Source organism: Rhizobium sp. GR12, from assembly GCF_036596185.1.
Taxonomy (GTDB): Bacteria; Pseudomonadota; Alphaproteobacteria; order Rhizobiales; family Rhizobiaceae; genus Agrobacterium; species Agrobacterium nepotum.
This window is the reverse complement of sequence record NZ_JASXTH010000006.1, coordinates 120,030-143,766: the sequence shown is the minus strand read 5'-3', so window position 1 is coordinate 143,766 and position 23,737 is coordinate 120,030. Positions and strand designations below refer to the sequence as shown.

Annotated in this window: 25 protein-coding genes and 1 pseudogene; 15 read left to right on the top strand and 11 right to left on the bottom strand. The window is 58.6% G+C overall.

Going from position 1 to position 23,737, the window contains the following annotated elements; genetic code table 11:
- Positions 1-11 precede the first annotated feature (11 nt).
- Positions 12-662 carry an arylesterase gene (locus tag QSK43_RS12315; RefSeq protein ID WP_332303668.1) on the top strand — a complete coding sequence of 217 codons (651 nt, stop codon included), beginning with the start codon at positions 12-14 and terminating at the stop codon, positions 660-662.
- A gap of 68 nt (positions 663-730) precedes the next feature.
- A complete protein-coding gene (gene thpR / locus QSK43_RS12310) occupies positions 731-1,324 on the top strand; it encodes an RNA 2',3'-cyclic phosphodiesterase (protein ID WP_045019856.1) in 594 nt (197 codons plus the stop codon).
- On the opposite strand, the gene QSK43_RS12305 is transcribed toward thpR, so the two are convergent.
- The gene (locus QSK43_RS12305) at positions 1,258-1,737 is read right to left on the bottom strand and encodes a low molecular weight protein-tyrosine-phosphatase (RefSeq protein WP_332303667.1); all 480 of its coding nucleotides are present in this window, start codon (positions 1,735-1,737) and stop codon (positions 1,258-1,260) included. The genes thpR and QSK43_RS12305 overlap by 67 nt on opposite strands.
- A gap of 80 nt (positions 1,738-1,817) precedes the next feature.
- On the opposite strand from QSK43_RS12305, the gene QSK43_RS12300 reads away from it, so the two are divergent.
- The 7 genes from QSK43_RS12300 (at position 1,818) to QSK43_RS12270 (ending at position 7,638) form a co-directional block, all read left to right on the top strand.
- Complete coding sequence (locus QSK43_RS12300; protein ID WP_045019558.1) at positions 1,818-2,123, top strand: 4a-hydroxytetrahydrobiopterin dehydratase; 306 nt, start codon at positions 1,818-1,820, stop codon at positions 2,121-2,123.
- A gap of 52 nt (positions 2,124-2,175) precedes the next feature.
- Entirely contained in the window at positions 2,176-2,556 is a 381-nt protein-coding gene (locus tag QSK43_RS12295) for a YkvA family protein (RefSeq protein WP_332303666.1), read from the top strand.
- A gap of 298 nt (positions 2,557-2,854) precedes the next feature.
- Positions 2,855-3,358, top strand: a complete 504-nt coding sequence (locus QSK43_RS12290; protein ID WP_045019562.1) for an invasion associated locus B family protein — start codon at positions 2,855-2,857, stop codon at positions 3,356-3,358.
- 266 nt (positions 3,359-3,624) lie between these two features.
- Positions 3,625-4,797, top strand: a complete 1,173-nt coding sequence (gene rlmN, locus QSK43_RS12285) for a 23S rRNA (adenine(2503)-C(2))-methyltransferase RlmN (protein WP_332303817.1) — start codon at positions 3,625-3,627, stop codon at positions 4,795-4,797.
- Between the two features lie 110 nt (positions 4,798-4,907).
- A complete protein-coding gene (locus QSK43_RS12280) occupies positions 4,908-5,861 on the top strand; it encodes an ABC transporter substrate-binding protein (RefSeq protein ID WP_332303665.1) in 954 nt (317 codons plus the stop codon).
- Positions 5,862-5,965: 104 nt separating this feature from the next.
- The gene (locus tag QSK43_RS12275) at positions 5,966-6,847 is read left to right on the top strand and encodes an ABC transporter permease (RefSeq protein WP_332303664.1); all 882 of its coding nucleotides are present in this window, start codon (positions 5,966-5,968) and stop codon (positions 6,845-6,847) included.
- On the top strand, positions 6,844-7,638 hold the full coding sequence (locus tag QSK43_RS12270; RefSeq protein ID WP_045019570.1) for an ABC transporter ATP-binding protein: 795 nt from the start codon (positions 6,844-6,846) through the stop codon (positions 7,636-7,638). The genes QSK43_RS12275 and QSK43_RS12270 overlap by 4 nt, the downstream gene beginning before the upstream one ends.
- A 45-nt stretch (positions 7,639-7,683) precedes the next feature.
- On the opposite strand, the gene QSK43_RS12265 is transcribed toward QSK43_RS12270, so the two are convergent.
- On the bottom strand, positions 7,684-8,331 hold the full coding sequence (locus tag QSK43_RS12265) for a LysE family translocator (RefSeq protein ID WP_045019857.1): 648 nt from the start codon (positions 8,329-8,331) through the stop codon (positions 7,684-7,686).
- A 142-nt stretch (positions 8,332-8,473) separates the two neighbouring features.
- Positions 8,474-9,316, bottom strand: a pseudogene (locus tag QSK43_RS12260) (SDR family NAD(P)-dependent oxidoreductase).
- 300 nt (positions 9,317-9,616) lie between these two features.
- Between QSK43_RS12260 and QSK43_RS12255 the strand changes: the two are divergent.
- Positions 9,617-10,840 (top strand): argininosuccinate synthase, encoded by a 1,224-nt coding sequence (locus QSK43_RS12255; RefSeq protein WP_045019859.1) that lies wholly within the window; start codon positions 9,617-9,619, stop codon positions 10,838-10,840.
- A 56-nt stretch (positions 10,841-10,896) separates the two neighbouring features.
- Here the strand turns inward: QSK43_RS12255 and QSK43_RS12250 are convergent, their stop codons facing one another.
- The 3 genes from QSK43_RS12250 to QSK43_RS12240 all read right to left on the bottom strand — a co-directional run bounded on the left by QSK43_RS12250 (position 10,897) and on the right by QSK43_RS12240 (position 13,048).
- On the bottom strand, positions 10,897-12,093 hold the full coding sequence (locus tag QSK43_RS12250) for a multidrug effflux MFS transporter (RefSeq protein ID WP_332303663.1): 1,197 nt from the start codon (positions 12,091-12,093) through the stop codon (positions 10,897-10,899).
- 5 nt (positions 12,094-12,098) lie between these two features.
- A complete protein-coding gene (locus tag QSK43_RS12245; RefSeq protein WP_332303662.1) occupies positions 12,099-12,557 on the bottom strand; it encodes a MarR family winged helix-turn-helix transcriptional regulator in 459 nt (152 codons plus the stop codon).
- Between the two features lie 134 nt (positions 12,558-12,691).
- Positions 12,692-13,048, bottom strand: coding sequence for a hypothetical protein (locus QSK43_RS12240; protein ID WP_332303661.1), 357 nt, complete (start codon positions 13,046-13,048; stop codon positions 12,692-12,694).
- 245 nt (positions 13,049-13,293) lie between these two features.
- Between QSK43_RS12240 and QSK43_RS12235 the strand changes: the two genes are divergently transcribed.
- The 4 genes from QSK43_RS12235 to ppa all read left to right on the top strand — a co-directional run bounded on the left by QSK43_RS12235 (position 13,294) and on the right by ppa (position 18,761).
- Complete coding sequence (locus QSK43_RS12235; RefSeq protein ID WP_332303660.1) at positions 13,294-15,354, top strand: M3 family metallopeptidase; 2,061 nt, start codon at positions 13,294-13,296, stop codon at positions 15,352-15,354.
- A 150-nt stretch (positions 15,355-15,504) separates the two neighbouring features.
- Positions 15,505-17,325: a translational GTPase TypA gene (gene typA / locus QSK43_RS12230; protein ID WP_045019583.1), complete on the top strand. Its 1,821-nt coding sequence runs from the start codon at positions 15,505-15,507 to the stop codon at positions 17,323-17,325.
- A gap of 216 nt (positions 17,326-17,541) precedes the next feature.
- Complete coding sequence (locus tag QSK43_RS12225; RefSeq protein WP_045019585.1) at positions 17,542-18,048, top strand: GNAT family N-acetyltransferase; 507 nt, start codon at positions 17,542-17,544, stop codon at positions 18,046-18,048.
- 179 nt (positions 18,049-18,227) lie between these two features.
- Positions 18,228-18,761, top strand: coding sequence for an inorganic diphosphatase (gene ppa / locus QSK43_RS12220; RefSeq protein WP_045019588.1), 534 nt, complete (start codon positions 18,228-18,230; stop codon positions 18,759-18,761).
- Positions 18,762-18,806: 45 nt separating this feature from the next.
- On the opposite strand, the gene QSK43_RS12215 is transcribed toward ppa, so the two are convergent.
- A complete protein-coding gene (locus tag QSK43_RS12215; RefSeq protein ID WP_332303659.1) occupies positions 18,807-19,118 on the bottom strand; it encodes a DUF167 domain-containing protein in 312 nt (103 codons plus the stop codon).
- Positions 19,115-19,405 (bottom strand): YggT family protein, encoded by a 291-nt coding sequence (locus QSK43_RS12210; RefSeq protein WP_045019592.1) that lies wholly within the window; start codon positions 19,403-19,405, stop codon positions 19,115-19,117. The genes QSK43_RS12215 and QSK43_RS12210 overlap by 4 nt, the downstream gene beginning before the upstream one ends.
- A 246-nt stretch (positions 19,406-19,651) precedes the next feature.
- Between QSK43_RS12210 and QSK43_RS12205 the strand changes: the two genes are divergently transcribed.
- Entirely contained in the window at positions 19,652-20,884 is a 1,233-nt protein-coding gene (locus QSK43_RS12205; protein ID WP_332303658.1) for an MFS transporter, read from the top strand.
- Between the two features lie 12 nt (positions 20,885-20,896).
- Here QSK43_RS12205 and QSK43_RS12200 read toward each other — a convergent pair whose 3' ends face one another.
- Genes QSK43_RS12200 through QSK43_RS12190 form a run of 3 tightly spaced genes read right to left on the bottom strand, consistent with a single transcriptional unit; the run spans position 20,897 to position 23,737 of the window.
- On the bottom strand, positions 20,897-21,628 hold the full coding sequence (locus QSK43_RS12200) for a glutamine amidotransferase (protein WP_332303657.1): 732 nt from the start codon (positions 21,626-21,628) through the stop codon (positions 20,897-20,899).
- Entirely contained in the window at positions 21,618-22,106 is a 489-nt protein-coding gene (locus QSK43_RS12195; RefSeq protein WP_332303656.1) for a tellurite resistance TerB family protein, read from the bottom strand. The genes QSK43_RS12200 and QSK43_RS12195 overlap by 11 nt, the downstream gene beginning before the upstream one ends.
- 14 nt (positions 22,107-22,120) lie before the next feature.
- Positions 22,121-23,737, bottom strand: coding sequence for a heme biosynthesis protein HemY (locus QSK43_RS12190; RefSeq protein WP_332303655.1), 1,617 nt, complete (start codon positions 23,735-23,737; stop codon positions 22,121-22,123).

Sequence of the window (23,737 nt, the reverse complement as noted above, 5' to 3'; positions counted from 1 at the left end):
GGAAAGCCGTGATGAGATTTAAAGCTGCTCTGTTTCACTTCATCGTCATTTTCACCGCCGCCTTCTCCGCCTCGGTGGCCATGGCGCAGGAGCGGACGTTGCAACTGGTCGGCCTCGGCGACAGCCTTATGGCCGGTTATCAGCTGCCCCCCACCGACAGCTATACCGCACAGCTTGAAGCTGCATTGAAGGCCAGGGGCATCAATGTCGCCGTCACCAATGCTGGCGTATCCGGCGATACCTCCTCCGGCGGTCTGGCGCGGGCGGAATGGTCGGTTCCGGATGGCACGGAGGCGGTCATTCTGGAACTCGGCGCCAATGACGCATTGCGCGGTATTGCCCCGGAACAGACCGAAAAGAACCTCGACGCCATCATTGCCGGGTTTCAGAAACGCAACATAGCCGTGCTGCTGGTCGGCATTATGGCGCCGCCGAATATGGGTGACGATTACGCCAAACGCTTCAATCCGATTTATCCGCAGCTTGCGGAGAAGTACAACCTGCCGCTTTATCCGTTCTTTCTGGATGGCGTGGTGACGGATGATACGCTGAAGCTGGACGACAAGATGCACCCGAATACGAAGGGTGTGGCGATGATGGTGGAGAAATCTCTGCCAGCCGTTGAGAGCTTCATCAAGACAATCGGTGCGCAAAAAAAATAAGCACTTGCGCCCGCCCGCATTGCATGATTCGCTATGCTTGTTCTGCCAAGAGATTCGGGGAGCTCGCCATGCCGAGACTGTTTATCGCCCTCGAAATTCCGCGCAATGCGGCTATGAGCCTCTCATTGTTGCGCGGTGGTCTGCCGGGAGCCCGGTGGATCGATGTGGAGAATTATCACATAACCCTGCGTTTTATCGGCGACATCGACGGACGGACCGCCGATGAGGTCGTGGACAGGCTGGACCGGATCGAGAGACCGGAATTCCAGCTCAATCTGAACGGCATGGGTTCCTTCGGTTCCAAGAAGCCGCATTCCATCTGGGCAGGGGTTTCTCCCTCACCGGAAATGCATGCGCTGCAGGCGGAGGTCGAGAGGATCTGTCAGAGGATCGGCCTGCCGCCGGATCCGCGCAAGTTCATGCCGCATGTGACGCTGGCGCGGCTGCGCTCCTCGCGTCTGGACGATGTGGTGCACTATCTTTCCGGACGCGGCAATTTCCGCACGTCACCTTTCACGGTCGGTCGTTTCGTGCTGATGTCGTCGAAAGAATCGGTGGGCGGCGGGCCTTACATCGTTGAAGAGGCGTTTCCGCTTCACGAGGCGCGGTCCAGCTCCATCTTTTCGAGCAACGAGCTGCATCCCGCCAAAAGCATGTTGTAGACGGCCAGAAAGCCGTCTTCACCACCGAAATAAGGATCGGGGACGCTGTCACGGCGCCCCGAAGCATAGTCCAGAAACAGGTGGATTTTGTGCCTGCTGTTTTCCGGCGCCTTTTGAAGCAGTTTTGCCAGATTGCTCCCGTCCATTGCGAGGATGAGATCGAAGGTTTCGAAATCGGCCTGACCCACCTGCCTTGCGCGCTGCCCGGCAATATCGATACCATGCTTGCTGGCTACCGCGATGGATCTGCGATCCGGGGCGGTGCCAGTGTGCCAGCCGCCGGTGCCGGCGGAATCGACGGAGAGTTGGCGGGACAAGCCTGCGCTTTCGGCAAGGTTTGTCAAAATGCCTTCGGCAAGCGGTGAGCGGCAGATATTGCCCATGCAGACAAAAAGAACGGCTGTATGTTTCATGGAATATGCGTCGATCCGGTCGTTGAGGCGTTAATGTTTGTCCGAAACAGCAGATCGCATGTCAAGCGGAGGCAAGATGCATGAAACATCCCAGACTTGAACCGGAAGCCGTCCGGCAGGCGCTTTTAAAACTCGAGGGCTGGTCCCTGCGCGAAGACGGGGCGGCAATCGTCAGGTCCTTCAAGTTTTCGAGTTTTGCGGAGGCTTTCGGTTTCATGGCCGAGTCCGCTCTCGTTGCGGAACGCCTCAATCATCATCCGGAATGGTCCAACGTCTATTCGCGGGTCAGGGTCTGTCTCACGACCCACGATTCGCAGGGCGTGACCGAGCGGGATTTTCTCCTGGCCGAGGCCATGCAGAAAGCGGCCACGGGCCGGGGGAATTGAACGCCGGGCTTGCAGCCCCATATAATAAGCCGTGACCGGAGGACCGTCGATCATGGATGATGTGAAAATCGGTGAAATTCTTTTGCCCGGGGAAACCGGCAGCCAGAGTGAACGCGAACGTGTCGTGCGCACCAAATTCTGGCCAAAGCTGAAACGTGTGATGACCAAGGTGCCCTTCGCCCGCGATGCGGCGGCGGCCTATTATTGCGCGATTGACAGGGATACGCCGCTGCGCGCCAAGGGCATCATTCTGGCCGCGCTCGCCTATTTCGTCATGCCGCTGGACGCCATACCGGACATGCTGGCGGTTGTCGGCTTCACCGACGACATCGCGGTCATCACGGCGGCGCTTGCCATGATCCGCGCCCATATCAAGATGGAACATTACGATGCGGCGGATGCGATGCTAAAACGGCAGCAGGAGCCTGAATAACACGTCTGTGATGAGGAGAGCCTGCGGAGCGGGACAGGCGACAAATTGTTGCCTGAATTTGTGTGTCATAGACATGGCGGGAAGGGCGTGCCACGCCTTTCCTCTCAGGATGCCGGGAGTCGCCGATCTGTAACACTGCAAGACGTTTTCGGCATTTTATGCGTGTTGTTGACGGTTTGGTAACCGCTTCCTGACCACAATGAGAAAAGACGATCCGCACCTGAACGTGGCCGATCCAGAAAATGGAGCCCGCCGCTGCTTCGGGCTAATGGAAGACAATAACCCGGCAGGAAATTCTATGTTTGTAAGAAGTGTAGCAACCGCAGTGGCCATTTTGCTGACCAGCGTCGGCGTAGCATCTGCACAGTCGCCCACGCGCATCCAGCAGTTCAATGCGTGGGGTGCCTATTCGTACAAATCGGGTAACAGCACCGTCTGCTATGTTCTTTCCATTCCGACCTCCAAGGAACCGGCAAGCGTCGATCACGGCGATATTTTCTTCATCGTATCGCAGCGTCCTGGCCAGAACATTTCTTACGAGCCGCAGGCCATGGTGGGTTATCCGCTGAAGCAGGGCTCGAAGGTCAACGTCACGATCGACAACAAGAACTTCGTGATGTTCACCAAGGACAAGGCCGCATGGGTTGAAAACGCCGCTGAAGAACCAGCTCTCGTGGCGGCGATGAAAGGCGGCAAGTCCATGACCGTGAAGGCGACGTCCGGTCGCGGCACCGGGACATCCTATTCCTATTCGCTGTCGGGTATTTCGGCTGCTCTCAAGCAGATCGAGAGCTGCAAGTAATCCTGACGCTTTATCCGTTCTGTGATTGGCCGGTCATCGACCGGCCATTTGCGTTTTTACCATTTTGATGCTAAAGGCGCGGCAACATTGACAGGCGGATGCGCGAAAAGTGCTCCGCCTTTGATTTTCTCGACATGCAGACGATTTTCCGCCTTTCCGAAAGGCCGGTCGTGCGATGCATTGGATGATGGGATAGCGTGATGTCCGTATTGCATGCCCCTGCCGGTCTGGCAGTCAAAACTCCCCTGATCGCCAATAGCGATCTCATGTCCGGCAAGCCGTCGCTGATCGGGTTGACGCGTGAGGAAATGGGCGAGGCGCTGACCGAGATCGGCGTGCCGCAGAAGCAGGTGAAGATGCGCGTCAGCCAGTTGTGGAACTGGCTCTACGTGCGTGGCGTCTCGGATTTCGACAATATGACCAATGTCGCCAAGGAGCTTCGCGAGAAGCTGAAGGCGGCCTTCACCATCGCCCGCCCGGAAATCGTCGAGGAGCAGATCTCCAATGACGGCACCCGCAAATGGCTTATGCGTTTCCCCCCGCGTGGTGCGGGACGTCCCGTCGAGATCGAGACGGTTTATATTCCCGAGGAGGGGCGCGGCACGCTGTGCATATCGAGCCAGGTGGGCTGTTCGCTGACCTGTTCTTTCTGTCACACCGGCACGCAGCGTCTGGTGCGCAACCTGACGGCCGAGGAAATCCTCGCCCAGCTTCTGCTTGCCCGCGACCGGCTCGGCGATTTTCCCGATGGGTCGACGCCGGTTGGCGCTTATGTGCCGAGCGAAGGTCGTAAGGTGTCTAACATCGTGATGATGGGCATGGGCGAACCGCTCTACAATTTCGAACATGTGAAGACCGCGCTTCTGATCGCCACCGATGGTGACGGCCTGTCGCTTTCCAGGCGTCGCGTTACCTTGTCCACATCAGGCGTCGTGCCGGAAATTTTCCGCACGGGTGACGAGATCGGTGTCATGCTGGCGATTTCGCTGCATGCGGTGCGTGACGATCTGCGCGATATGCTGGTGCCGATCAACAAGAAATATCCGCTGAAAGAGCTGATCGAGGCCTGCCGCAATTTTCCTGGCGTCTCCAATGCCCGTCGTATCACCTTCGAATATGTGATGCTGAAGGACGTGAACGACAGCCTGGAAGACGCCAAGATGCTGGTGCAGCTTCTGAAGGGCGTTCCAGCCAAGATCAACCTCATTCCGTTCAACCCCTGGCCGGGCACGAATTACCAGTGCTCCGAGTGGGAACAGATCGAAAAGTTTGCCGATTTCATCAATCAGGCAGGCTATGCCTCGCCGATCCGCACGCCGCGCGGCCGCGATATTCTCGCCGCGTGTGGCCAGCTGAAGTCGGAATCCGAGCGCATGCGCAAGACCGAAAGGCTGGCTTTCGAGGCGATGATGATCGCAAACCACGGCGCGGATGACTGAATAAGCCCCCGATTGCGCCAGAAAGCTTGTTTTGTGGCGGTTTCTCCGATTGATTTCAGTTTGTCTTGTTCCTAATAAGACGACAATAGGGAACCAACAGGAGGATTTTCATGCGCGTATTCATTATGGCCCTCGCCGCCGCGAGCGCCCTCGTTTTTCCGGCCAAGGCTGAAAACGTTACCGTTGCGGTCACCGCCATCGTCGAACATCCGGCGCTCGACGCCGCTCGCGACGGCGTCAAGGCAGCGCTTGCCGACGCCGGTTACAAGGAAGGCGAGAACCTCAAGTTCATCTATGAGTCCGCGCAGGGCAATCCCGGCACGGCAGCGCAGATCGCACGCCAGTTCGTGGGCGAAGCTCCTAATGTCATCGTGCCGATCTCCACGCCATCTGCTCAGGCCGTCGTTGCGGCAACGCGCGATATTCCGGTCGTCTTTACGGCCGTTTCCGATCCGGTCGGCGCACAGCTCGTCAAGGACATGGAAAAGCCCGGCCGCAACGTGACCGGTCTTTCCGACATGCTGCCGGTTGGCGAGCATCTGGCGCTGATCAAGGAAATCTCGCCGAACGCCAAGTCCATCGGCTTCATCTACAATTCCGCCGAAGCCAATTCCGTCTCGACGCTTGCGGCGCTGAAGACTGAAGCCGAAAAGGCTGGCCTGAAGGTCGTCGAATCCGTCGCCACCAAATCCGCTGATGTGCAGGGCGCGACACGCGCGCTGGTCGGCAAGGCCGATGTCATCTACGTCCCGACCGACAACACCATCGTTTCCGCTTTCGAGGCGGCAGCCGGCGTTGCGAGCGAGGCGAAGATCCCGCTTTACGCCGCCGATACGGATTCCGTCGCGCGCGGCGCGGTTGCGGCCCTCGGCTTCAACTATTTCGACGTTGGCAAGCAGACCGGCGCCGTTGTCGTCCGCATCCTCAAGGGTGAAAAGCCGGGCGACATTCCGGCAACCGTCGCTGTCGGCACCGATCTGGTGATCAACAAGAAGGCCGCTGAAAAAGCTGGCGTCACCTTTCCTGAAAGCGTGACGAAGCGCGCCACCAAGGTCATCGACTAAACGAAACCATGCTGACTTCGGGTGGCGGTAATTGCGCCGCCCGCTTTTGCGTGGCACCAGACAGTGCCCGTATCCGCTGAGGCGGCAATAATAAGGACATTACCGTGAGCCAAATCGCCTTCTGGGGTGCTGTGGAGCTTGGACTGGTCTTCGCCTTCGTGGCGATCGGCGTCTATCTTGCTTTCCGCGTGCTTGATTTTCCTGATCTGACCGTGGACGGTTCCTTTCCGCTCGGCGCAGCCGTTGCGGCCGTGATGATCATTGCCGGTCTCAATGCCTGGGTCGCGACGGCGATTGCGATGGTTGCCGGTGCTGGCGCCGGCATCGTCACGGCCACGCTCAACGTTCGTTTCAAGATACTCAACCTGCTGGCGTCGATCCTGACGATGATCGCGCTGTTTTCGGTGAACCTCCGGGTGATGGGTAAACCGAATGTGGCGCTGCTCAATCAGGATACGATGGTTTCACCATTCTATGGTCTCGGTCTTTCCGAATATCTCGTGCGGCCGCTCTTTGTCGGTGTGCTGGTGTTGTTTGCCGTCGTTCTTGTCTGGCGTTTTCTTGAGAGCGATGCCGGCCTTGCCATGCGGGCGACCGGCGCGAATGCGCGGATGGCGCGCGCCCAGGGTGTGAAGACCGGCAACCAGATCTATCTTGGCATGGCGCTTTCAAATGCGCTCGTCGCTCTCGGCGGCGCTCTTTTTGCGCAGACCAATGGTTTTGCGGATGTGACGGCCGGTGTCGGCACCATCGTCGTCGGGCTTGCGGCCGTCATCATTGGCGAAACGCTGTTTGGCTCGCGGGGCATTCTGATTGCGCTCATCGGCTGCGTTTTCGGCTCCATCGCCTACCGCCTTGCCATCCAGCTTGCCTTGTCGAGCGATGTGCTGGGCCTCAAGGCATCCGATCTTAATTTCGTTACGGCGGTATTGGTGGCTATCGCATTGATCCTGCCCCGACTGCGCCGCGGGGGAGCAACATCGTGATTTCGCTTTCCGACATTCAGGTCATCTTCGGGCGCGGTACGCCGCTGCAAAAGCAGGCGCTGGCCAAGATTGATCTCACCATCGAGGATGGTTCCTTTGTCACCGTTATAGGCTCCAACGGTGCCGGCAAATCCACGCTTCTCGGCGTTCTGGCGGGCGATGTCCTGCCGACGGCCGGAAAGGTGATGATCGGCGGCGCCGATGTCACCCGCAAGCCGACCGCCAGCCGGGCGGGACGCGTGGCGCGGGTGTTTCAGGACCCGCTGGCAGGCAGCTGCGGCGCGCTTACCATCGAGGAGAACCTGGCGCTTGCGGCGTCTCGCGGTGAGCGTCGCGGGCTGTTTCCGGCGCTTGGGCGCGGCAGGCGGGATTTCTTCAGGGAACGGATCGCTTCGCTCAATCTCGGTCTGGAAAATCGATTAAAGGACCGCATGGACCTGTTGTCCGGCGGGCAAAGGCAGGCGGTCTCGCTGGTCATGGCGACACTTTCCGGTTCGGACGTATTGCTGCTTGACGAACATACGGCAGCCCTCGATCCCGGCATGGCGGAATTCGTGATGGAGCTGACCCGCAAGGTGGTTTCCGAGCGCAAGCTGACGACGCTGATGGTTACCCACTCTATGCGTCAGGCACTGGATTTCGGCGACCGCACGATCATGCTGCATGCCGGTGAAATCGTTCTCGATGTGTCTGGTGATAGCCGCAAGGGTCTGGAGGTCGAAGACCTGATCGACATGTTCCGCAAGATACGCGGCCAGACGCTCGATGACGACGAGTTGTTGATCGGCTGACGACTTATCCGAAAGGCGCCTGCGGGCGCCTTTCTTATTTGTTCGTCATCGCGTCTGCGTGAAGAAAATCTTGACGGCGAAAAGTGAAAAGACGCCGGCGATCGTATAGTCCAGCCCGCGCAGAACCTTCTTGTTGCGCTGCAGCCAGGCGGACAGGACGTCGGCGGCGACAACGATGCCGATGCCGATTGGAAGCGCCACGATGATGGACCAGAGCCCGAGGAAAATCAGCTTGCCGGTGACGTGCGGATCGGATGCGCTGACAAATTGCGGCAGGAAGGTCATGAAAAAGATGATGACCTTCGGGTTCAGGAGATTGACCCAGATGCCGTTCAGCAACGCCGATTTCAGCGAGGATTGCGGTTTTTCACCCGTGGTCTTGACCATCACGAAATCCGAGCCCTTGCGGATCGCCTGAATGGCGAGCCAGACCAGATAGGCGGCCCCGCCGGTCTTCAGGATCAGGAAGGCAGTGGGTGAGGCAACGATGAGGGCGGCGACGCCGAAGGCGACCAGCATCGTATGCACGGTGATGCCGAGATTGGTTCCCACCAGGGTCATGAAACCCGCCGTCCGGCCCTCGCGTATTGACCGGCTGATCCACAGCGTCATGTCAGGCCCGGGCGTTACCGCCAGAAGCAGAATGGCGACGGTGAAGGCGGCAAGTGTTGGCAGGCTCGGAACGAAATCCATCGCGGCACCCATGAAGCTGGAGATTGCCGTTGCTTAACGCGATTTCGTGTTTCTGCCAATGTTTTTGAGCGTCGGCACATCGGCACGAAAACTAAAAACCGAATAGCCGCCGCAACTTTCAAAGCGCGGCGGCTCAGGGCAATCAGTTTTTGAGGAAGCTGGTGAAGGCGGAGGAATATTCCGTGTGCCAGCGTGACAGCGGCGGACGGTTCTCGACGATGTCGCCGGCGGCCCAGAGAATGCGTTTTTCATCCGTCGGGCGGTCCACCTCGCCGTCTGGGCAGAGAATGTAGAAATCGCCCTTGCCGATGCTCTCGACCATGAAGTCGACGGTCTGATCGCCGGTCCATGCCCCCGCGGGTTTTTCCGTCCTGCCATGGGCCGTCAGGCCGGTGAAGACGAAGCCGGGGATCAGAAGATGGGCGGAAACCGTGCCGCCCGGAATATTGCGCAGCTCGTGCTGGAGCGCTTCCGTGAAGGCTTTGACGCCGGCCTTCGAGACATTATAGGCCGGATCGCCAGGCGGGGTGGTGATGCCCTGTTTCGAGCCGGTATTGATGATGAGCGACGCCTCGCCATGGGCGACCATGCCCTGTCCGAATACCCGGCTGCCGTTCACGACACCCATCAGGTTGACGTTGATGATTTTTTCCCAATTGGCCTGCGGGCCGAAGATGGCGCTTCCCGGCTGGATGCCGGCATTGTTCATCAACACATGAACGCGGCCGAAACGCTGGATGACGGCGCGTTCCAGCGCCTCCAGCTATACGTCGGTCGGTATTGCGACGATCTGCGCCTCGCCGTCCTTTGCGATGGTCAGAATATCGGCATGGGCTGCGGCGAGCCTGTCGCCGTCGAGATCGACGAGCACGACGCTCATGCCGAAGGTGGCGAATTTTCGGGCGGCGGCCAGTCCGATGCCGGAGGCCGCGCCGGTGATGACGGCGACATTATCTTCCTTGAATGCTGGGTGGATGGTCGTCATAGGTTTCTCCTTCGCGTCGTTTTTCGCTGTTTCCAGCCTTTTGCAACGTTGCCTGAACCCTGAATGGCTTCATACACGGTCTTCAAGTTGATCGCGCCGCTCCATATTAAAGCGCGAAATCCCATAATGCATGTTACAATTCCTTCGTTCCAGTCATGATGACACCTTGCGGGCATTCGTTGTTTTGTCGCGCATCTTTTCCGAAAACCGCTTCACAGTTCTGGGGATGCACTGTAAAAGTGCCGAAATCCCAAGGAATGACGGTGTGCACATGCCGTCATCATGCAGATGGACATCATTATGGCACTCCCGAAAGACGTTAAGAAAGTCGTTCTCGCCTATTCCGGCGGCCTCGACACCTCGATCATCCTGAAGTGGCTTCAGACGGAACTCGGCGCGGAAGTCGTGACTTTCACCGCCGATCTCGGTCAGGGCGAAGAGCTTGAGCCGGCGCGCAAGAAGGCCGAGTTGCTGGGCATCAAGGAAATCTTCGTCGAGGACGTCCGCGAGGAGTTCGTACGTGATTTCGTTTTCCCGATGTTCCGCGCGAACGCCGTTTATGAAGGCGTCTATCTGCTCGGCACCTCCATTGCCCGCCCACTGATTTCCAAGCACCTGATCGAAATAGCCAAGAAGACCGGCGCCGACGCCATTGCGCATGGTGCAACGGGCAAGGGCAACGACCAGGTTCGTTTCGAGCTTTCGGCCTATGCGCTGAACCCGGATATCAAGATCATCGCCCCCTGGCGCGACTGGACGTTCAAGAGCCGGACCGATCTGCTCAACTTTGCCGAACAGCACCAGATTCCGGTCGCCAAGGATAAGAAGGGCGAAGCGCCTTTCTCCGTCGACGCCAACCTGCTGCATTCCTCCTCCGAGGGCAAGGTTCTCGAAGACCCGGCTAAGGAAGCGCCGGAATATGTGCATATGCGCACCATTTCCCCGGAAGCGGCTCCGGACAAGGCAACCGTCATCAAGGTCGGTTTCCGCAAGGGCGACGCCTGCTCCATCAACGGCGTCGAAATGTCACCGGCGACGCTTCTGGCGACGCTGAACAATTACGGTCGCGAAAACGGCATCGGCCGTCTCGATCTGGTCGAGAACCGCTTCGTTGGCATGAAGTCGCGCGGCGTCTACGAAACGCCCGGCGGTACGATCCTGCTTGCCGCGCATCGTGCGATCGAATCCATCACGCTCGACCGGGGTGCCGCGCATCTGAAGGACGATCTGATGCCGCGTTACGCCGAACTCATCTATTATGGCTTCTGGTACTCGCCCGAGCGCGAGATGCTTCAGGCCCTGATCGACAAGAGCCAGGAACATGTGGAAGGCGAAGTGACGCTGAAGCTCTACAAGGGCAATGTCATGGTGACCGGCCGCGAAAGCGAAAAGTCGCTCTACTCGGACGCGCTCGTCACTTTCGAGGATGACCACGGCGCTTACGACCAGAAGGATGCGGCTGGCTTCATCAAGCTCAACGCCCTGCGCCTGCGCACCCTGGCGAAGCGCAATCTCGGCAAGTAATTTCTGCCGAAACCTAAGTTAGGAAAACCCGCAGGTGGCAACGCCTGCGGGTTTTTTCATGTCTCTTTTTTGGAGACGATGCGGAAGCCGATGTAGCTTGCGACCGCGATGAATTCCATGACTGGGATGATGATGCCGAAGCCGGCCAATGGCGAACCGATGAGGGAGGCTGCCGCGCCGCCGGCAAAACCGGATCCCATCTGAATGAAGCCCATCATCGCCGATGCCGATCCGGCAATGTGCGGAAAGGGGGCGAGGGCGGCCGTCACCATCGAAGGGGTCAGCAAGGCGATCCCGACTGTCGCCACCGCCACCGGTCCCATGATGGAGAGGAAGGACGGCGGCACCAGGAATACCGACAGCATGATGAGAAAACCGCCTGTGCCGGAAAAACAGAGGCCGAGCATGACCGAACGGCGGTCGCCCAGCCGGGGCGCGATATAACGCAAGGCGATCGATCCGAAGAAGTAAGCCCCGGTCTGCATCAGCATGCCGACACCAAAGGCGGTGGGAGACATGCCGACTTCGTTTATGAGGATGAAGGTCAGCATGGTGGCCTGCGCATAAAGCGCGCCGATGGAGCCGCCGAGCACGAGGGCGGCCAGAAGAAAGCGTGGCTGCTTCACCAATGTGGCATAGGTCGCCAGAAGGCGGCGGGGTCGGATCATGTTTTTATCCGGGACCGTCGTTTCACGCAGAAAAAGCACGACGGACAGGATGGCGAGGGCTCCGAGGCCGACCATCAGGAAAAACACCGATTGCCAGCCGAAAGCCGCAAGCGAAAGCCCGCCAATCGTCGGACCCATGGCAGGGCCGACGGCGAGCATGATGCCGATGAGGTTCATGATGCTGGAGGCGTCGGTCCCGGTGAACTGGTCACGCACCACCGCGCGTGCGACCGTCATGCCCACGGATGCCCCGATGCCCTGTACCAGGCGCGCGAAAAGCAGCACTTCTATCGTCGGGGCCAGAAGGGCGAGCAATCCACCGCCCAGAAAGATCGAAAGAAAGAACAGGCTTGCCTTGCGTCGCCCGAAAGCATCGGATGCGGGGCCGGCAAGCAGCTGGGCCAGGGCGAAACCGGCAAAATAAAGCGACAGGCTGAGTTTTACAGCGGGCTCGGTCGTTGCGAAAACCCGCGTCAGTTCCGGCATGGCCGGCGTGTAGATCGACATGGAAATGGGCGCCAGCGCTGTCAGCACCGCGCCGAGCACCGCCGTGCGCTTTCTGGACATGATCGTTTTTGATGACATTGCTATCAGCCGCTCTGGCCCGGTTGCTCCGGTTGCAGATTGTTGCGAAGCGTCTGCAGGAAGCTGCGGAAAAGCGCGACTTCTTCTTCGTTCAGCCCCTGTGTGGCCTGAAGAACGAGCTCGTCGATTTCCTTCCCGACGGCTTCCAGCATGTCAGCGGAGCTTTTCGTCAGCACGATGCGCTTGGAACGCCTGTCCAGGGGGTCCTGCTGGCGTTCGATGAGATCGAGAGACTGCAATTTGTCGAGATAGGCGCAGATCGTCATGGGTTCGATGCCAAGACGGGCGGCGATGTCCGATTGTTTGGAGCCATCGACAACGGCAACCGTCAGTAACGCTCTTGCCTCGCCGGGGGTCAGACCCAGTCCGGCTTCGGAAATACGGCGCTCAAACGCATTGTTCAGCAGGCGTGCGCCGCTGTTCAGCAAAAATGCCAATGAATCTTTTTCGCGTTTAATGCCCATGCTTCGCCTTTTTGTAAGTCAGCCTTACTAAAATCCGGACGATAAGCAATGGCGTATAAATCATATTTTCGAAAATCGAGTAAAGTATTTGGTCAGTTTGGTTGCGGGACATCCAACAATATTGTCTGCGATCGTCACGTTGAGGCAAAAAAAGACAGGATATCCTGCATTTTTTCCACGTCATCCGTCGTGCCGATGGAGCGGGCAATCTCGATCCGGTCGGAAAAATACGTCACGAAGTCGAAATCCGTATCGTCGGTCACGTCGGCAATGTCGATCACCTCGCCATTGGCATTCAGCGTCTGTGCCGGCAGTTCGGATGAAAGCTCAAGCCAGGTATCATGGCTGATTTTCCCCGTATTGTAACATTCATGTGCGATTTCCCGCAATTGCCGGGGACTGACACGGGTAAAGTCGATGCGTTCCACCGTTTCTTCGAAGCCGGTGGCCGCGTCGGACGGCGCTGCCTTGCCGAAATCGAGACTGCCCACGGATTTGGTATTTCTGGAATTGTCTCTAAAAAGGAAATTATTAGAGGACCTTAAAGAATAAATCTCCATAATACATATCTCCATCATGGGATATTATTTCGATAAATCAAAACATGCCGTTACCGTTCCGGTCAATACTTGGCGGCGGTAGCGCTTGCATATTCCACACTAAATTTCGGCATATTGAACTGGCGGTGGAGGCGTGCCCATATGGGCTTAAACTGGAATTGTACAAGGAAGATGAAATGCCATCCAAGACCGCGCTTTATCCCGCACTCGTCACCTGGAACGGTCACAACGGTCTGCCGAAATTCGAAGCGGTCAAGGATGAGGATTTTGGCCCGGCCTTCGAAGCCGCGCTTTTGTCCCACGAAGAGGAAATCGACACGATCGCCGGCAATCCGCAGGCGGCCACTTTCGAAAACACCGTGACCGCGCTTGAAATCGCAGGCGACGAGCTGTCGCGCATTTCGGCCCTGTTCTGGAACAGGGCGGGGGCCCACACCAATGGCGCCATTCAGGCGCTGGAGCGGGAAATCGCGCCTAAGATGTCACGGCACTATTCCAAGATCGGCATGAACGAGGCGCTGTTCAAACGCATCGACGCGTTGTGGGAAACGCGCGAGGCGCTGGGGCTGACAGGCGAGGAAAAACGCGTTCTTGAACGGCACTGGAAGGGTTTCGTGCGCTCCGGTGCAAAGTTGCAAAAGGACCGCCAGGAGCAGCTTGCGGCGATCAACGAGGAGCTTGCCGGTCTCGGCGCGAAATTCGGGCAGAATGTGCTGGCGGATGAAAAAAGCTGGAAGCTTCTGCTTTCCACTGACGACGAGCTTGCCGGCATTCCCGATTTTCTGCGCGACGCGATGGCGGGTGCTGCCCGCGAGCATGGCGAAGACGGCAAATTCGCCGTCACTCTTTCCCGTTCCATCATCGAGCCTTTCCTGACCTTTTCCGAACGCCGCGATTTGCGCGAGCAGGCTTTCAAGGCGTGGGTGGCGCGCGGTGAAAACAGTGGTGAGACCGACAATCGCGAGACCGTTCGCCGCACGCTCGAACTGCGTGAGGAAAAGGCAAAGCTTCTCGGTTATGAGAATTTCGCCACCTACAAGCTGGACGACACGATGGCGAAAACGCCGGATGCCGTGAACGGTCTTCTGGGTCAGGTCTGGGAAAAGGCCGTGCTGCGCGCGGGTCAGGAAGAGGCCGAACTTGCCGCCATCATCACGGAGGAGGGGAAGAACCACGAAGTTATGCCGTGGGACTGGCGCCACTATGCCGAAAAGCTGCGGGCGCAGAAATTCAGCTTCTCCGAGGCTGAATTGAAGCCCTATCTGCAACTGGAAAAGATCATAGAGGCCTGTTTCGATGTGGCTAACAGGCTTTTCGGAATTCGCGCCGTCGAGATCAAGAATGTCGCCGCCTATCACCCGGATGTGCGGGTTTTCGAAATCCGCGACGACAAGGGCGATCTGAAGGCCATGTTCCTCGGTGATTATTTCGCCCGTCCCTCCAAGCGTTCCGGCGCATGGATGAGTTCGTTCCAGTCGCAGCACAAGCTGCCGCTGAAGAACGGCACTGTCGGCGAAATACCGATCGTCTACAATGTCTGCAATTTTGCAAAACCGGCCGAAGGCAAGCCCGCGCTGCTATCGCTGGACGATGCGCGCACGCTGTTTCACGAATTCGGCCATGCCCTGCACGGCATGTTGTCCAATGTCACCTATCCTTCCGTTTCCGGGACAGGTGTCTCTCGCGATTTCGTCGAGCTGCCGTCGCAGCTTTACGAGCATTGGCTGACCGTTCCGGAAATTCTCGAAAAATACGCCCTGCATTACGAAACCGGCGCGCCGATGCCGAAGGCGCTGCTGGACAAGGTTCTGGCGGCCCAGACCTTCAATGCCGGTTTCAGCACTGTCGAGTTCACCTCTTCGGCGATTGTCGACATGGCGTTCCACACAAGGGAAAGCGCGGGCGATCCCATGGTCGTGCAGGGCGAGGTGCTTTCCGTCCTGAACATGCCGAAGTCCATCGTCATGCGGCACGCGACGCCGCATTTCCAGCATGTGTTTTCCGGTGACGGATATTCGGCCGGTTATTATTCCTACATGTGGTCGGAGGTGCTGGATGCCGATGCATTCTCTGCCTTCGAGGAAACAGGCAATGCCTTCGATGGTGAGATGGCGCGCAAGTTGAAAGACAATATCTACTCCGTTGGCGGTTCGATCGACCCGGAAGAGGCCTATCTCGCCTTTCGCGGCAAGATGCCGAGCCCCGACGCCATGCTTTTGAAGCGCTGTCTCGCGTAAAAAGCTGTCACATTTGTGAGCTAGAACCTGAGTGCAGGGGGCTTATGACACAGGCCCCCCTTTCGCATTTGCAAAAAAAAGGTTATGAGCGCGCCAAACTAAATTGGCGCATTCCCCGACAGTGGCGCCCAACCTCAGAGATTTTGAACAATGGCAATTCGCAACATCGCGATCATCGCGCACGTTGACCATGGAAAAACGACGCTCGTTGACGAGCTTCTGAAGCAGTCCGGTTCGTTCCGCGACAACCAGCGCGTTGCAGAGCGCGTGATGGACAGCAACGATCTCGAAAAGGAACGTGGCATCACCATTCTCGCCAAGGCGACCTCGGTGGAGTGGAAGGGTGTTCGCATCAACATCGTCGACACCCCCGGCCACGCCGACTTCGGCGGTGAAGTCGAGCGTATCCTGTCGATGGTGGATGGCGCGATCGTTCTGGTTGATAGTTCCGAAGGCCCGATGCCGCAGACCAAGTTCGTGGTCAGCAAGGCGCTGAAGGTCGGTCTTCGCCCGATCGTCGCGATCAACAAGATCGACCGTCCGGATGGCCGCCATGAAGAAGTCATCAACGAAGTCTTCGACCTCTTCGCAAACCTCGACGCCACCGACGAGCAGCTCGACTTCCCGATCCTCTACGGTTCCGGCCGTGACGGCTGGATGAACGTCAACCCGGAAGGCCCGAAGGATCAGGGTCTTGCACCGCTGCTCGATCTGGTTCTCGAACATGTTCCGGAGCCCAAGGTCGAAGAAGGTCCGTTCCGTCTCATCGGTACGATCCTCGAAGCCAACCCCTTTTTGGGCCGCATCATCACCGGCCGCATCGCTTCCGGTTCGATCAAGCCGAACCAGGCCGTAAAGGTACTCGGCCAGGACGGCAAGCTGATCGAAAACGGTCGTATTTCCAAGATCCTCGCATTCCGCGGTATCGAACGCACGGCAATCGAGGAAGCCCATGCGGGTGACATCGTCGCTATCGCCGGCCTTTCCAAGGGCACTGTTGCCGATACCTTCTGTGATCCCTCCGTCACCGAGGCGATGACCGCACAGCCGATCGATCCGCCGACCGTCACCATGTCGTTCATCGTCAACGACAGCCCGCTGGCTGGCACCGAAGGCGACAAGGTCACGAGCCGCGTCATCCGCGACCGCCTGTTCAAGGAAGCCGAAGGCAACGTCGCGCTGAAGATCGAAGAGGCTGAAGGCAAGGATTCGTTCTTCGTTTCCGGCCGTGGCGAATTGCAGCTCGCCGTTCTGATCGAAACGATGCGTCGCGAAGGCTTCGAGCTTGCCGTTTCGCGTCCGCGCGTCGTGATGCATAAGGACGAGAACGGCACTCTTATGGAGCCGATCGAAGAAGTCGTGATCGACGTCGATGAAGAGCATTCCGGCGTCGTCGTTCAGAAGATGTCCGAGCGCAAGGCTGAAATGGCCGAGCTTCGTCCTTCCGGCGGCAATCGCGTTCGTCTGAAGTTCTACGCACCGACCCGCGGCCTGATCGGCTACCAGTCGGAGCTTTTGACCGACACGCGCGGCACGGCGATCATGAACCGTCTGTTCCACGACTATCAGCCTTTCAAGGGCCAGATCGCAGGTCGCGTCAACGGCGTTCTGCTGTCGAACGGTTCGGGCGAAGCCGTCGCCTACGCCATGTTCAACCTGGAAGATCGCGGCCCGATGATTATCGAGCCGGGTGAAAAGGTTTACGCCGGCATGATCATCGGTATTCACACGCGCGACAACGATCTCGAAGTGAACGTGCTGAAGGGCAAGCAGCTGACCAACATCCGTGCCGCCGGCAAGGATGAAGCGGTAAAGCTGACGCCGCCGATCCGCATGACGCTCGATCGCGCTCTTTCCTGGATCCAGGAAGACGAGTTGATGGAAGTGACGCCGAAGTCGATCCGCCTGCGCAAGATGTTCCTCGACGCCAACGATCGCAAGCGTTTCGAAAAGTCGAAGCTCGCAGTCTGATTGCTGCTTCCCATCACGAATTTGGAAAAACCCGGCCTCGAGCCGGGTTTTTTTATGCGCATGTTTTTATTTGTGCATGAGTCGAAAGGCCCTTGTGTCAAAGGTTAAGGATGCGTTAATTTTTTCCGGTCGTCCACATGAATAGGCTGTGGGTAAGCTTGCCGACGTTAACCTTTATGGCTGGCAAGTTTTCACGGCCGGGGCCAGAATCGCGTTATGAAAACGTTATCCATAGATGTTCGCCGAGCCGAACCGCAAGATGCGCGCGCTATATCCGAAGCGCACCGTCTGTCGTGGCAACAGGCCTATGCCGGGCTCATTCCGCACCGTCCATTGACGCAGATGCTGGAGCGCCGCGGCGAAATCTGGTGGAAGAAGGCGACCCGGGGTTCCGCAACCATGCTGGTCGTAGAAGTGGCCGGAGTGGTTGCTGGATACGCGACGCTGGGCTTAAGCCGGGCGCGTGGGCTGCCGCATGACGGCGAGATTTACGAACTTTATCTCCGGCCGGAATATCAGGGCATCGGGCTTGGCTCCCTGCTGTTCACGGAGGCCCGCCGGTTGCTGACCTCGCTCGGCTGCAACGGCGTCGTCGTCTGGTGCCTCGAAGACAGCGACGTCGCCAATCGGTTTTTCCGTTCACATGGCGGCCGGGATATTGCCGAGGGCATGGAAGATTTCGGCGGCAGGTCGCTGCGCAAGGTCGGTTTCGTCTGGAACTGACCAGGGGTTCGTTCCAGAGCCGGGTGATTTCGCGCCGGTTTCATTTTTTCCGGTCGGTCATTCGCAATCTCGATACCCTCAAATCCGGCATTCTGCCTTATCCGCCCAAAGCCGTGTTGCAATGCGGCGACTTTCCCAGTATCGAAAACCAAATCCAACCCGTCGAATGAGGGAAGCGAATGCGTATCGATGCAATTTCCATAGGCAAAAATCCGCCGGAAGACGTGAATGTTATTGTCGAGGTGCCGGTTGGCGGCCAGCCGATCAAGTACGAGATGGACAAGGACGCCGGTGCGCTGATCGTCGATCGCTTCCTCTACACCCCGATGACCTATCCGGGTAATTACGGCTTCGTGCCGCACACGCTTTCCGATGATGGCGACCCGATCGACGTTCTCATCTGCAACACTCGCCCGCTGGTTCCCGGCTGCGTGATCAACGTTCGCCCCATCGGCGTGATGATCATGGAAGACGACGGCGGCAAGGACGAGAAGATCCTCGCCGTGCCTGTTCCGAAGCTGACGCGCCGTTACGACAAGGTTCACAACTATACGGACCTGCCGGAAATCACACTGAAGCAGATCGAGCACTTCTTCGAGCACTACAAGGATCTGGAGCCCGGCAAGTGGGTGAAGATGGGTGGCTGGCAGAATGTCGACGTTGCCAAGAAGCTGATCGTCGAAGCTATCGAGCGCTACAAGACGCAGGGCTGATCAGCCTGAATTGTCCGAGTATCGGGCTCTTTTCGGCCCCGTGCCTCAGACTTCCAGCTTTTGACAAAGCTTTTCGAAATCCTCCGGGTCGGTGTCGATCCGGAGGATTTTTTTACGCGCTGTTTCGCCTGAAATGAAGGTGATGGAAGATTTGGAAAGTCTTAGTTTTTTCGCCAGCAAAACAATCAGGGCCTTGTTCGCCTTGCCGTCTTCAGGCACCGCGCTGACGCGGGCTTTCAGATGTGCGTTTCCGTCCGCATCCTGCTCCACACCGTCAATCGCATCACGCCCGCCATTCGGCGTGAGGCGAACGGACAGGCGGATATGATCGCCGTGTTTTTGCCAGACGCCGCTCAAGCGAACATGGGATAGAGCGTGTTCCACATGAATGAGCGGATGAAGAAGATGATGAGCAGCAGGACGATCGGCGAAATGTCGATGCCGCCGAGATTGGGCAGAATGCGGCGGATGGGGCGCAGCAGGGGCTCCGTGATATTTACCAGAAAGCTGCCGATGGCGTTCACGAACTGGTTGCGGGAGTTGATGACGTTGAAGGCGTAAAGCCAGGAAAAAATGGCGCTGGCGATCAGCACCCACGTATAGAGGTTCAAAGCCAGATCGACGGTCTGAAACAGGGCAAGCATCAATATCTCCGTATCTTGATTGCAAGACATTTAGACATTCGCTGGTGAACCGGCAAGTGTCGCGCCAGATCGTAATGATCTTTAGACTGATCGACGTCGGGATCGCCACGATCCGACAGGTGGGTTGCGGCGGTATTTCAGACGAAACCGCTCACAGTTTTCGCCATCCCGCTGAAGGAGGGCTGGCGGTCGCCATCACATCCCTCTATTGCAAAGTTCTCATATTGTCTCGAGAGCACCCAGCCGATGTCCCTGCCTTCTGCCGAAAACCGTTTCGGTGCATTCCGACATAGTTCCTATCGCCGGTTTTTCAGCGCCAGGTTTTTTTCGGCCTTCGGCATCCAGATCGTCAGCGTTTCCGTCGGCTGGCAGATGTATGAGGTCACCGGCAACGCTTTTTATCTCGGCTTGATCGGCCTTTTCCAGTTTCTGCCGTCGCTGCTTTTGATCCTCGTCACGGGCACGGTGGCGGACAGGCATAATCGCCGGCGCATTATGTCCATATGTCTTCTGATTGCCGCCGGTTGCGCTGCAGCCCTGCTTGGCTTGACGGTGGCGGACAGCTTTTCTCCCTGGCCGGTCTTTGCCATTCTCATCGTATTCGGCATAGAACGGGCATTCATGGGGCCGGCGGTTCAGTCACTTGCGCCCAATCTCGTGCCCGTCGAGGATTTGCCGAACGCGATTGCCTGGAATTCCTCTTCTTGGCAACTCGCGTCGATTCTCGGTCCCGTCGCCGGCGGCCTGCTTTACGGTCTTGGCGCTTCCGTGGCCTATAGCGTAGCGTTCGTGCTTTTCATCGTTTCGGCGATGCTGGCGGTGACGATCCGCAAGCCGGAGCAACGCGGTCCGGCGAAAGCGATCAGTCTCGAGACGATGTTGGCCGGGTTCAAATTCATCTCGCAGGAAAAAGTGGTTCTCGGCGCCATTTCGCTCGATCTTTTTGCCGTGTTGCTGGGCGGCGCTGTCGCTTTGATGCCGATTTTCGCCAAGGAGGTGCTGACGCTCGGGCCATGGGGCCTCGGGCTTCTGCGTGCGGCACCCGGTATCGGCGCCATCACCGTTGCGGTCATTCTGGCGTTCAAACCCATCCGCCACCATGCCGGCCTGCTGATGTTCGTCGGCGTCGGCTTTTTCGGCATTTCCACCGTGGTTTTCGGGCTTTCCGAAACCGCCTGGGTGTCTATTGCTGCATTGGTGGTCATGGGCGCATCGGACATGGTGTCCGTTTATGTGCGGGAAACGCTGATTGCGCTCTGGACGCCGGATGAGGTGCGCGGGCGCGTGAATGCGGTGAACAGTGTGTTTGTCGGTGCCTCCAACGAGTTGGGCGAGTTCCGCGCCGGCACCATGGCCCATGTCGTCGGAGCGGTGCCGGCCGTCGTTATCGGCGGTGCAGGCACGCTTGCGGTCGCGGTCATCTGGGCGCTCGGCTTTTCGAAGCTGCGCAGGATCGACAATCTCGACGCACCGCACTGACGCCGACGGGTATCAGCGCTGCGCTTTGCCTTCAAAAACCAGATCGAGAAAATTGCCGAGCCATGAGCGGAGCGGTGTGTCGAACAACATGCGCCCCTCCAGATGCTGGCTGCCGACCTGCGCATTGGGCATGCCAAAACGCTGGGCGCCGCGCACCACCCAGCTGTGCATCATGGCGCGGGTCAATTCGGCGTGAAATTGCAGGCCCCAGGCGTTTTTTCCGTATCGGTAAGCCTGATTGGGGTAGGTTTCGCCCGATGCCAAAAGCTCGGCTCCTCGCGGCAGCTCAAAGCCTTCGCGGTGGAAATGATAGACCATCTTCGGCCAATGCGGCATCAAAAGTCGCCCGTGCTCGGTGGCGTGAAGCGGGTACCAGCCGATCTCCACCTTGCCTTCCCTGTCGGCCTCGACCTTGCCACCTAAATGCTTGGACAGCATTTGCGCGCCGAGACAGATGCCGAGAAAGGGCTTGTTTTCCTTCAGCGGCACCTTCAGCCAGTCAATTTCGGCTTTGACATAATCATGCGGGTCATTGGCGCTCATCGGGCCGCCGAAGATGATGGCGCCCGCGTGTTTTTCCAGCGTTTGCGGCAGATCGTCGCCGAGCGCGGGGCGTCTTATATCCAGACGATAGCCTTTTTCCACCAGTATCTGGCCAACGCGGCCGGGCGTGGAGCGTTCCTGATGCAGGACGACGAGCAGTGAGGGTTGTTTGCTCTGTTGCCTGGAAGGGTCAAACAGCATCGTCTTCGTTTTCGCTTTCTTCAGCGGGTCCGGACCTCGTGGCGGCCTGCTGACGTTGCAGAACCCTGTCGCGAACGGAAACACCGAGCAGATCGGCGACACGCCAAATCACATGGTCTTCCATTTCGCTTCGTTCGCCGTCAGCGTAAACAATATCCCAGAGGATGCCAATAAGCTCCACGCGCTGCTCTTCATCGAGATGGCGGCGGATATCGGTGGTGAAGCGGTAATAGTCGACGGCTTCCTTGCCCGCCTCCTGGCCGGCCGCTAGAAGCGCATCCAGCTTGCCGGCGTCGAGATGGTAATAGTCCTGCAGGATTTCGCGAAGACGGTCACGCTCGCTTTTCGAGACCGTGCCGTCCGCCTCCATCACCTGAAAGCAGAGGGCGGCCACGGCCACCCTCAGATCATCCGGGCTGAATTCATCCGTGTGCTGGCCGACGAGGTTCTGGATAAACGACTGTATTTGGTTGAACATCGATAGCCTGTTCGTCAGAAGAGTTTTAAGCGGGTTTTCGGTTCGGCTTCAACGCCGGGCTTCTTGACGCCGGGATCATCCGGCGCGCCGCCGAAAAAGGGAACCGGTTCCGCCTTAACATCCGCTGCGTCCGCTTCCTCCGGCGTCTCGATCGGTACCGGTTTTCTTTCCTTAGGAGCGGATGCGACGGGCTTGACCTCGATTGGCGCGGCCGGTGCGGGCTTGTTCACCACAACGGGCTCGGCTGCTGCTTCGACAATGATCGCCGCCGGAGCCGGTTCTGCCCTTGCGGGGGCGGCGGCAATCGCGTTTTCGATCGTCAGGTCCTCGACCGGACCTTCAAGCTGGCCGAAAGGCGCCTTCCACTCGAAAGCGTCGAGGCGGCCGGTGACGGGCGAAACGGGCAGCCATTTTTCCGAAACGATGCTATCGGCCACCCAGGCCGGATCGCGCGGTGCGCGCAATGCCTGCGCCATCCAGTAACGCACCCGTCCCTGATCGCCGGTTTCGGCTTCCTCGATATCGGCCATCAGCAGGAAGATGCTTTCGCGCGGCTCGATCCGGGCGGCTGCCTCCGCCTTGGCCCGCGCCTTGGCGAATTCCTTGGCGCCGAGCGCTGCCTGCGCCACGGCAAACAGGGATTCGATGTTGTTGGGTTTCAGGCTTTCCAGCCGTTCGGCGCGTTTCAGCCGGTCTATGGCCGTATCGCCGCTGCGCGCTCGCACGTAAAGCTCCGCGATCTGCGGATGCGGATCGCTCTTCCAGACCGGCTCGAGGACGGCTGCGGCCTTGCGCAGATTGTCTTCGCGCAGATAGGACTTTGCCGCGATGAGTGCTGCGGGCACAAGGCCCTTCGCGAGCTTGAGGGCATGCTTGGCATCCTCGCGCGCACCAACCGGATCGCTTTCCAGCTTCTCGCCGGCCTTTGCGGTCAGGAGCACCGCTTTCAGCCGTTCCCCTTCGCCACGTTCGATGACGCTGGCCGCCTTCTGCTGGTCGAGAAGACGGATAGCGTCATCCCACTGTCCGTTGCGGCAGCGGTTTTCCAGCGTCGCCTGTGCTGCCCAGGGCAGATAAGGGGCTTTTTCCGCAGCATCCTCGGCATATTGCTGGGCCGCCTCATAGGCTCCCTGGCGCCGTGCCTCGATATAGAGGCCGCGAAGGCCGAGTTCGCGGGTCTCGGGATCGCGGGCCATCGCCTCGAATTTGCGCCGCGCCTCGTCATATTTGCCTTCGATGAGGTCCGCCTGCGCGTCGAGCAGGTGGATCAGCGGCTCCTGATCGGCACTGAGCAGCCCTTGCGTGCGGGCCGTCATCTTGCGGGCGAGAATGGCGTTTCCGGCGCCAGCAGCGATGAGGCCGGTGGAGAGCGCCTGATAACCACGGTCGCGCTTGCGGGCGCGAAAATAACGCCGGGCGGCGTTCGGCGATGTCCATATGGCGTTGACGATCCACCAGACCAGCATGACGGCGGCAACCAGCGCCGCAATGATGGAGGCGGCGACCATCAGGCTCATTTCGATCAACTGGCCCTGCCAGACGACGGAAAGCACGCCCGGCCTGTCCGCCAGCCAGGAAAAACCGAAACCGAGCGCCAGAACGATAACGGCGAAAGTCAGAATTCTGGTCAT

What these genes read in the sequence shown, in the direction of transcription:
- QSK43_RS12280 (WP_332303665.1), top strand. Translation starts at nt 4,908, where the DNA reads ATGCGCGTATTCATTATGGCCCTCGCCGCCGCGAGCGCCCTCGTTTTT.
- QSK43_RS12295 (WP_332303666.1), top strand. Translation starts at nt 2,176, where the DNA reads ATGGATGATGTGAAAATCGGTGAAATTCTTTTGCCCGGGGAAACCGGC.
- QSK43_RS12190 (WP_332303655.1), bottom strand. Translation starts at nt 23,737, where the DNA reads ATGACCAGAATTCTGACTTTCGCCGTTATCGTTCTGGCGCTCGGTTTC.
- QSK43_RS12200 (WP_332303657.1), bottom strand. Translation starts at nt 21,628, where the DNA reads ATGCTGTTTGACCCTTCCAGGCAACAGAGCAAACAACCCTCACTGCTC.
- QSK43_RS12315 (WP_332303668.1), top strand. Translation starts at nt 12, where the DNA reads ATGAGATTTAAAGCTGCTCTGTTTCACTTCATCGTCATTTTCACCGCC.
- QSK43_RS12305 (WP_332303667.1), bottom strand. Translation starts at nt 1,737, where the DNA reads ATGAAACATACAGCCGTTCTTTTTGTCTGCATGGGCAATATCTGCCGC.
- QSK43_RS12290 (WP_045019562.1), top strand. Translation starts at nt 2,855, where the DNA reads ATGTTTGTAAGAAGTGTAGCAACCGCAGTGGCCATTTTGCTGACCAGC.
- QSK43_RS12300 (WP_045019558.1), top strand. Translation starts at nt 1,818, where the DNA reads ATGAAACATCCCAGACTTGAACCGGAAGCCGTCCGGCAGGCGCTTTTA.
- QSK43_RS12235 (WP_332303660.1), top strand. Translation starts at nt 13,294, where the DNA reads ATGCCATCCAAGACCGCGCTTTATCCCGCACTCGTCACCTGGAACGGT.
- QSK43_RS12195 (WP_332303656.1), bottom strand. Translation starts at nt 22,106, where the DNA reads ATGTTCAACCAAATACAGTCGTTTATCCAGAACCTCGTCGGCCAGCAC.
- QSK43_RS12255 (WP_045019859.1), top strand. Translation starts at nt 9,617, where the DNA reads ATGGCACTCCCGAAAGACGTTAAGAAAGTCGTTCTCGCCTATTCCGGC.
- rlmN (WP_332303817.1), top strand. Translation starts at nt 3,625, where the DNA reads ATGTCCGGCAAGCCGTCGCTGATCGGGTTGACGCGTGAGGAAATGGGC.
- ppa (WP_045019588.1), top strand. Translation starts at nt 18,228, where the DNA reads ATGCGTATCGATGCAATTTCCATAGGCAAAAATCCGCCGGAAGACGTG.
- typA (WP_045019583.1), top strand. Translation starts at nt 15,505, where the DNA reads ATGGCAATTCGCAACATCGCGATCATCGCGCACGTTGACCATGGAAAA.
- QSK43_RS12225 (WP_045019585.1), top strand. Translation starts at nt 17,542, where the DNA reads ATGAAAACGTTATCCATAGATGTTCGCCGAGCCGAACCGCAAGATGCG.
- QSK43_RS12210 (WP_045019592.1), bottom strand. Translation starts at nt 19,405, where the DNA reads ATGCTTGCCCTGTTTCAGACCGTCGATCTGGCTTTGAACCTCTATACG.
- QSK43_RS12205 (WP_332303658.1), top strand. Translation starts at nt 19,652, where the DNA reads ATGTCCCTGCCTTCTGCCGAAAACCGTTTCGGTGCATTCCGACATAGT.
- QSK43_RS12245 (WP_332303662.1), bottom strand. Translation starts at nt 12,557, where the DNA reads ATGGGCATTAAACGCGAAAAAGATTCATTGGCATTTTTGCTGAACAGC.
- QSK43_RS12265 (WP_045019857.1), bottom strand. Translation starts at nt 8,331, where the DNA reads ATGGATTTCGTTCCGAGCCTGCCAACACTTGCCGCCTTCACCGTCGCC.
- thpR (WP_045019856.1), top strand. Translation starts at nt 731, where the DNA reads ATGCCGAGACTGTTTATCGCCCTCGAAATTCCGCGCAATGCGGCTATG.
- QSK43_RS12250 (WP_332303663.1), bottom strand. Translation starts at nt 12,093, where the DNA reads ATGTCATCAAAAACGATCATGTCCAGAAAGCGCACGGCGGTGCTCGGC.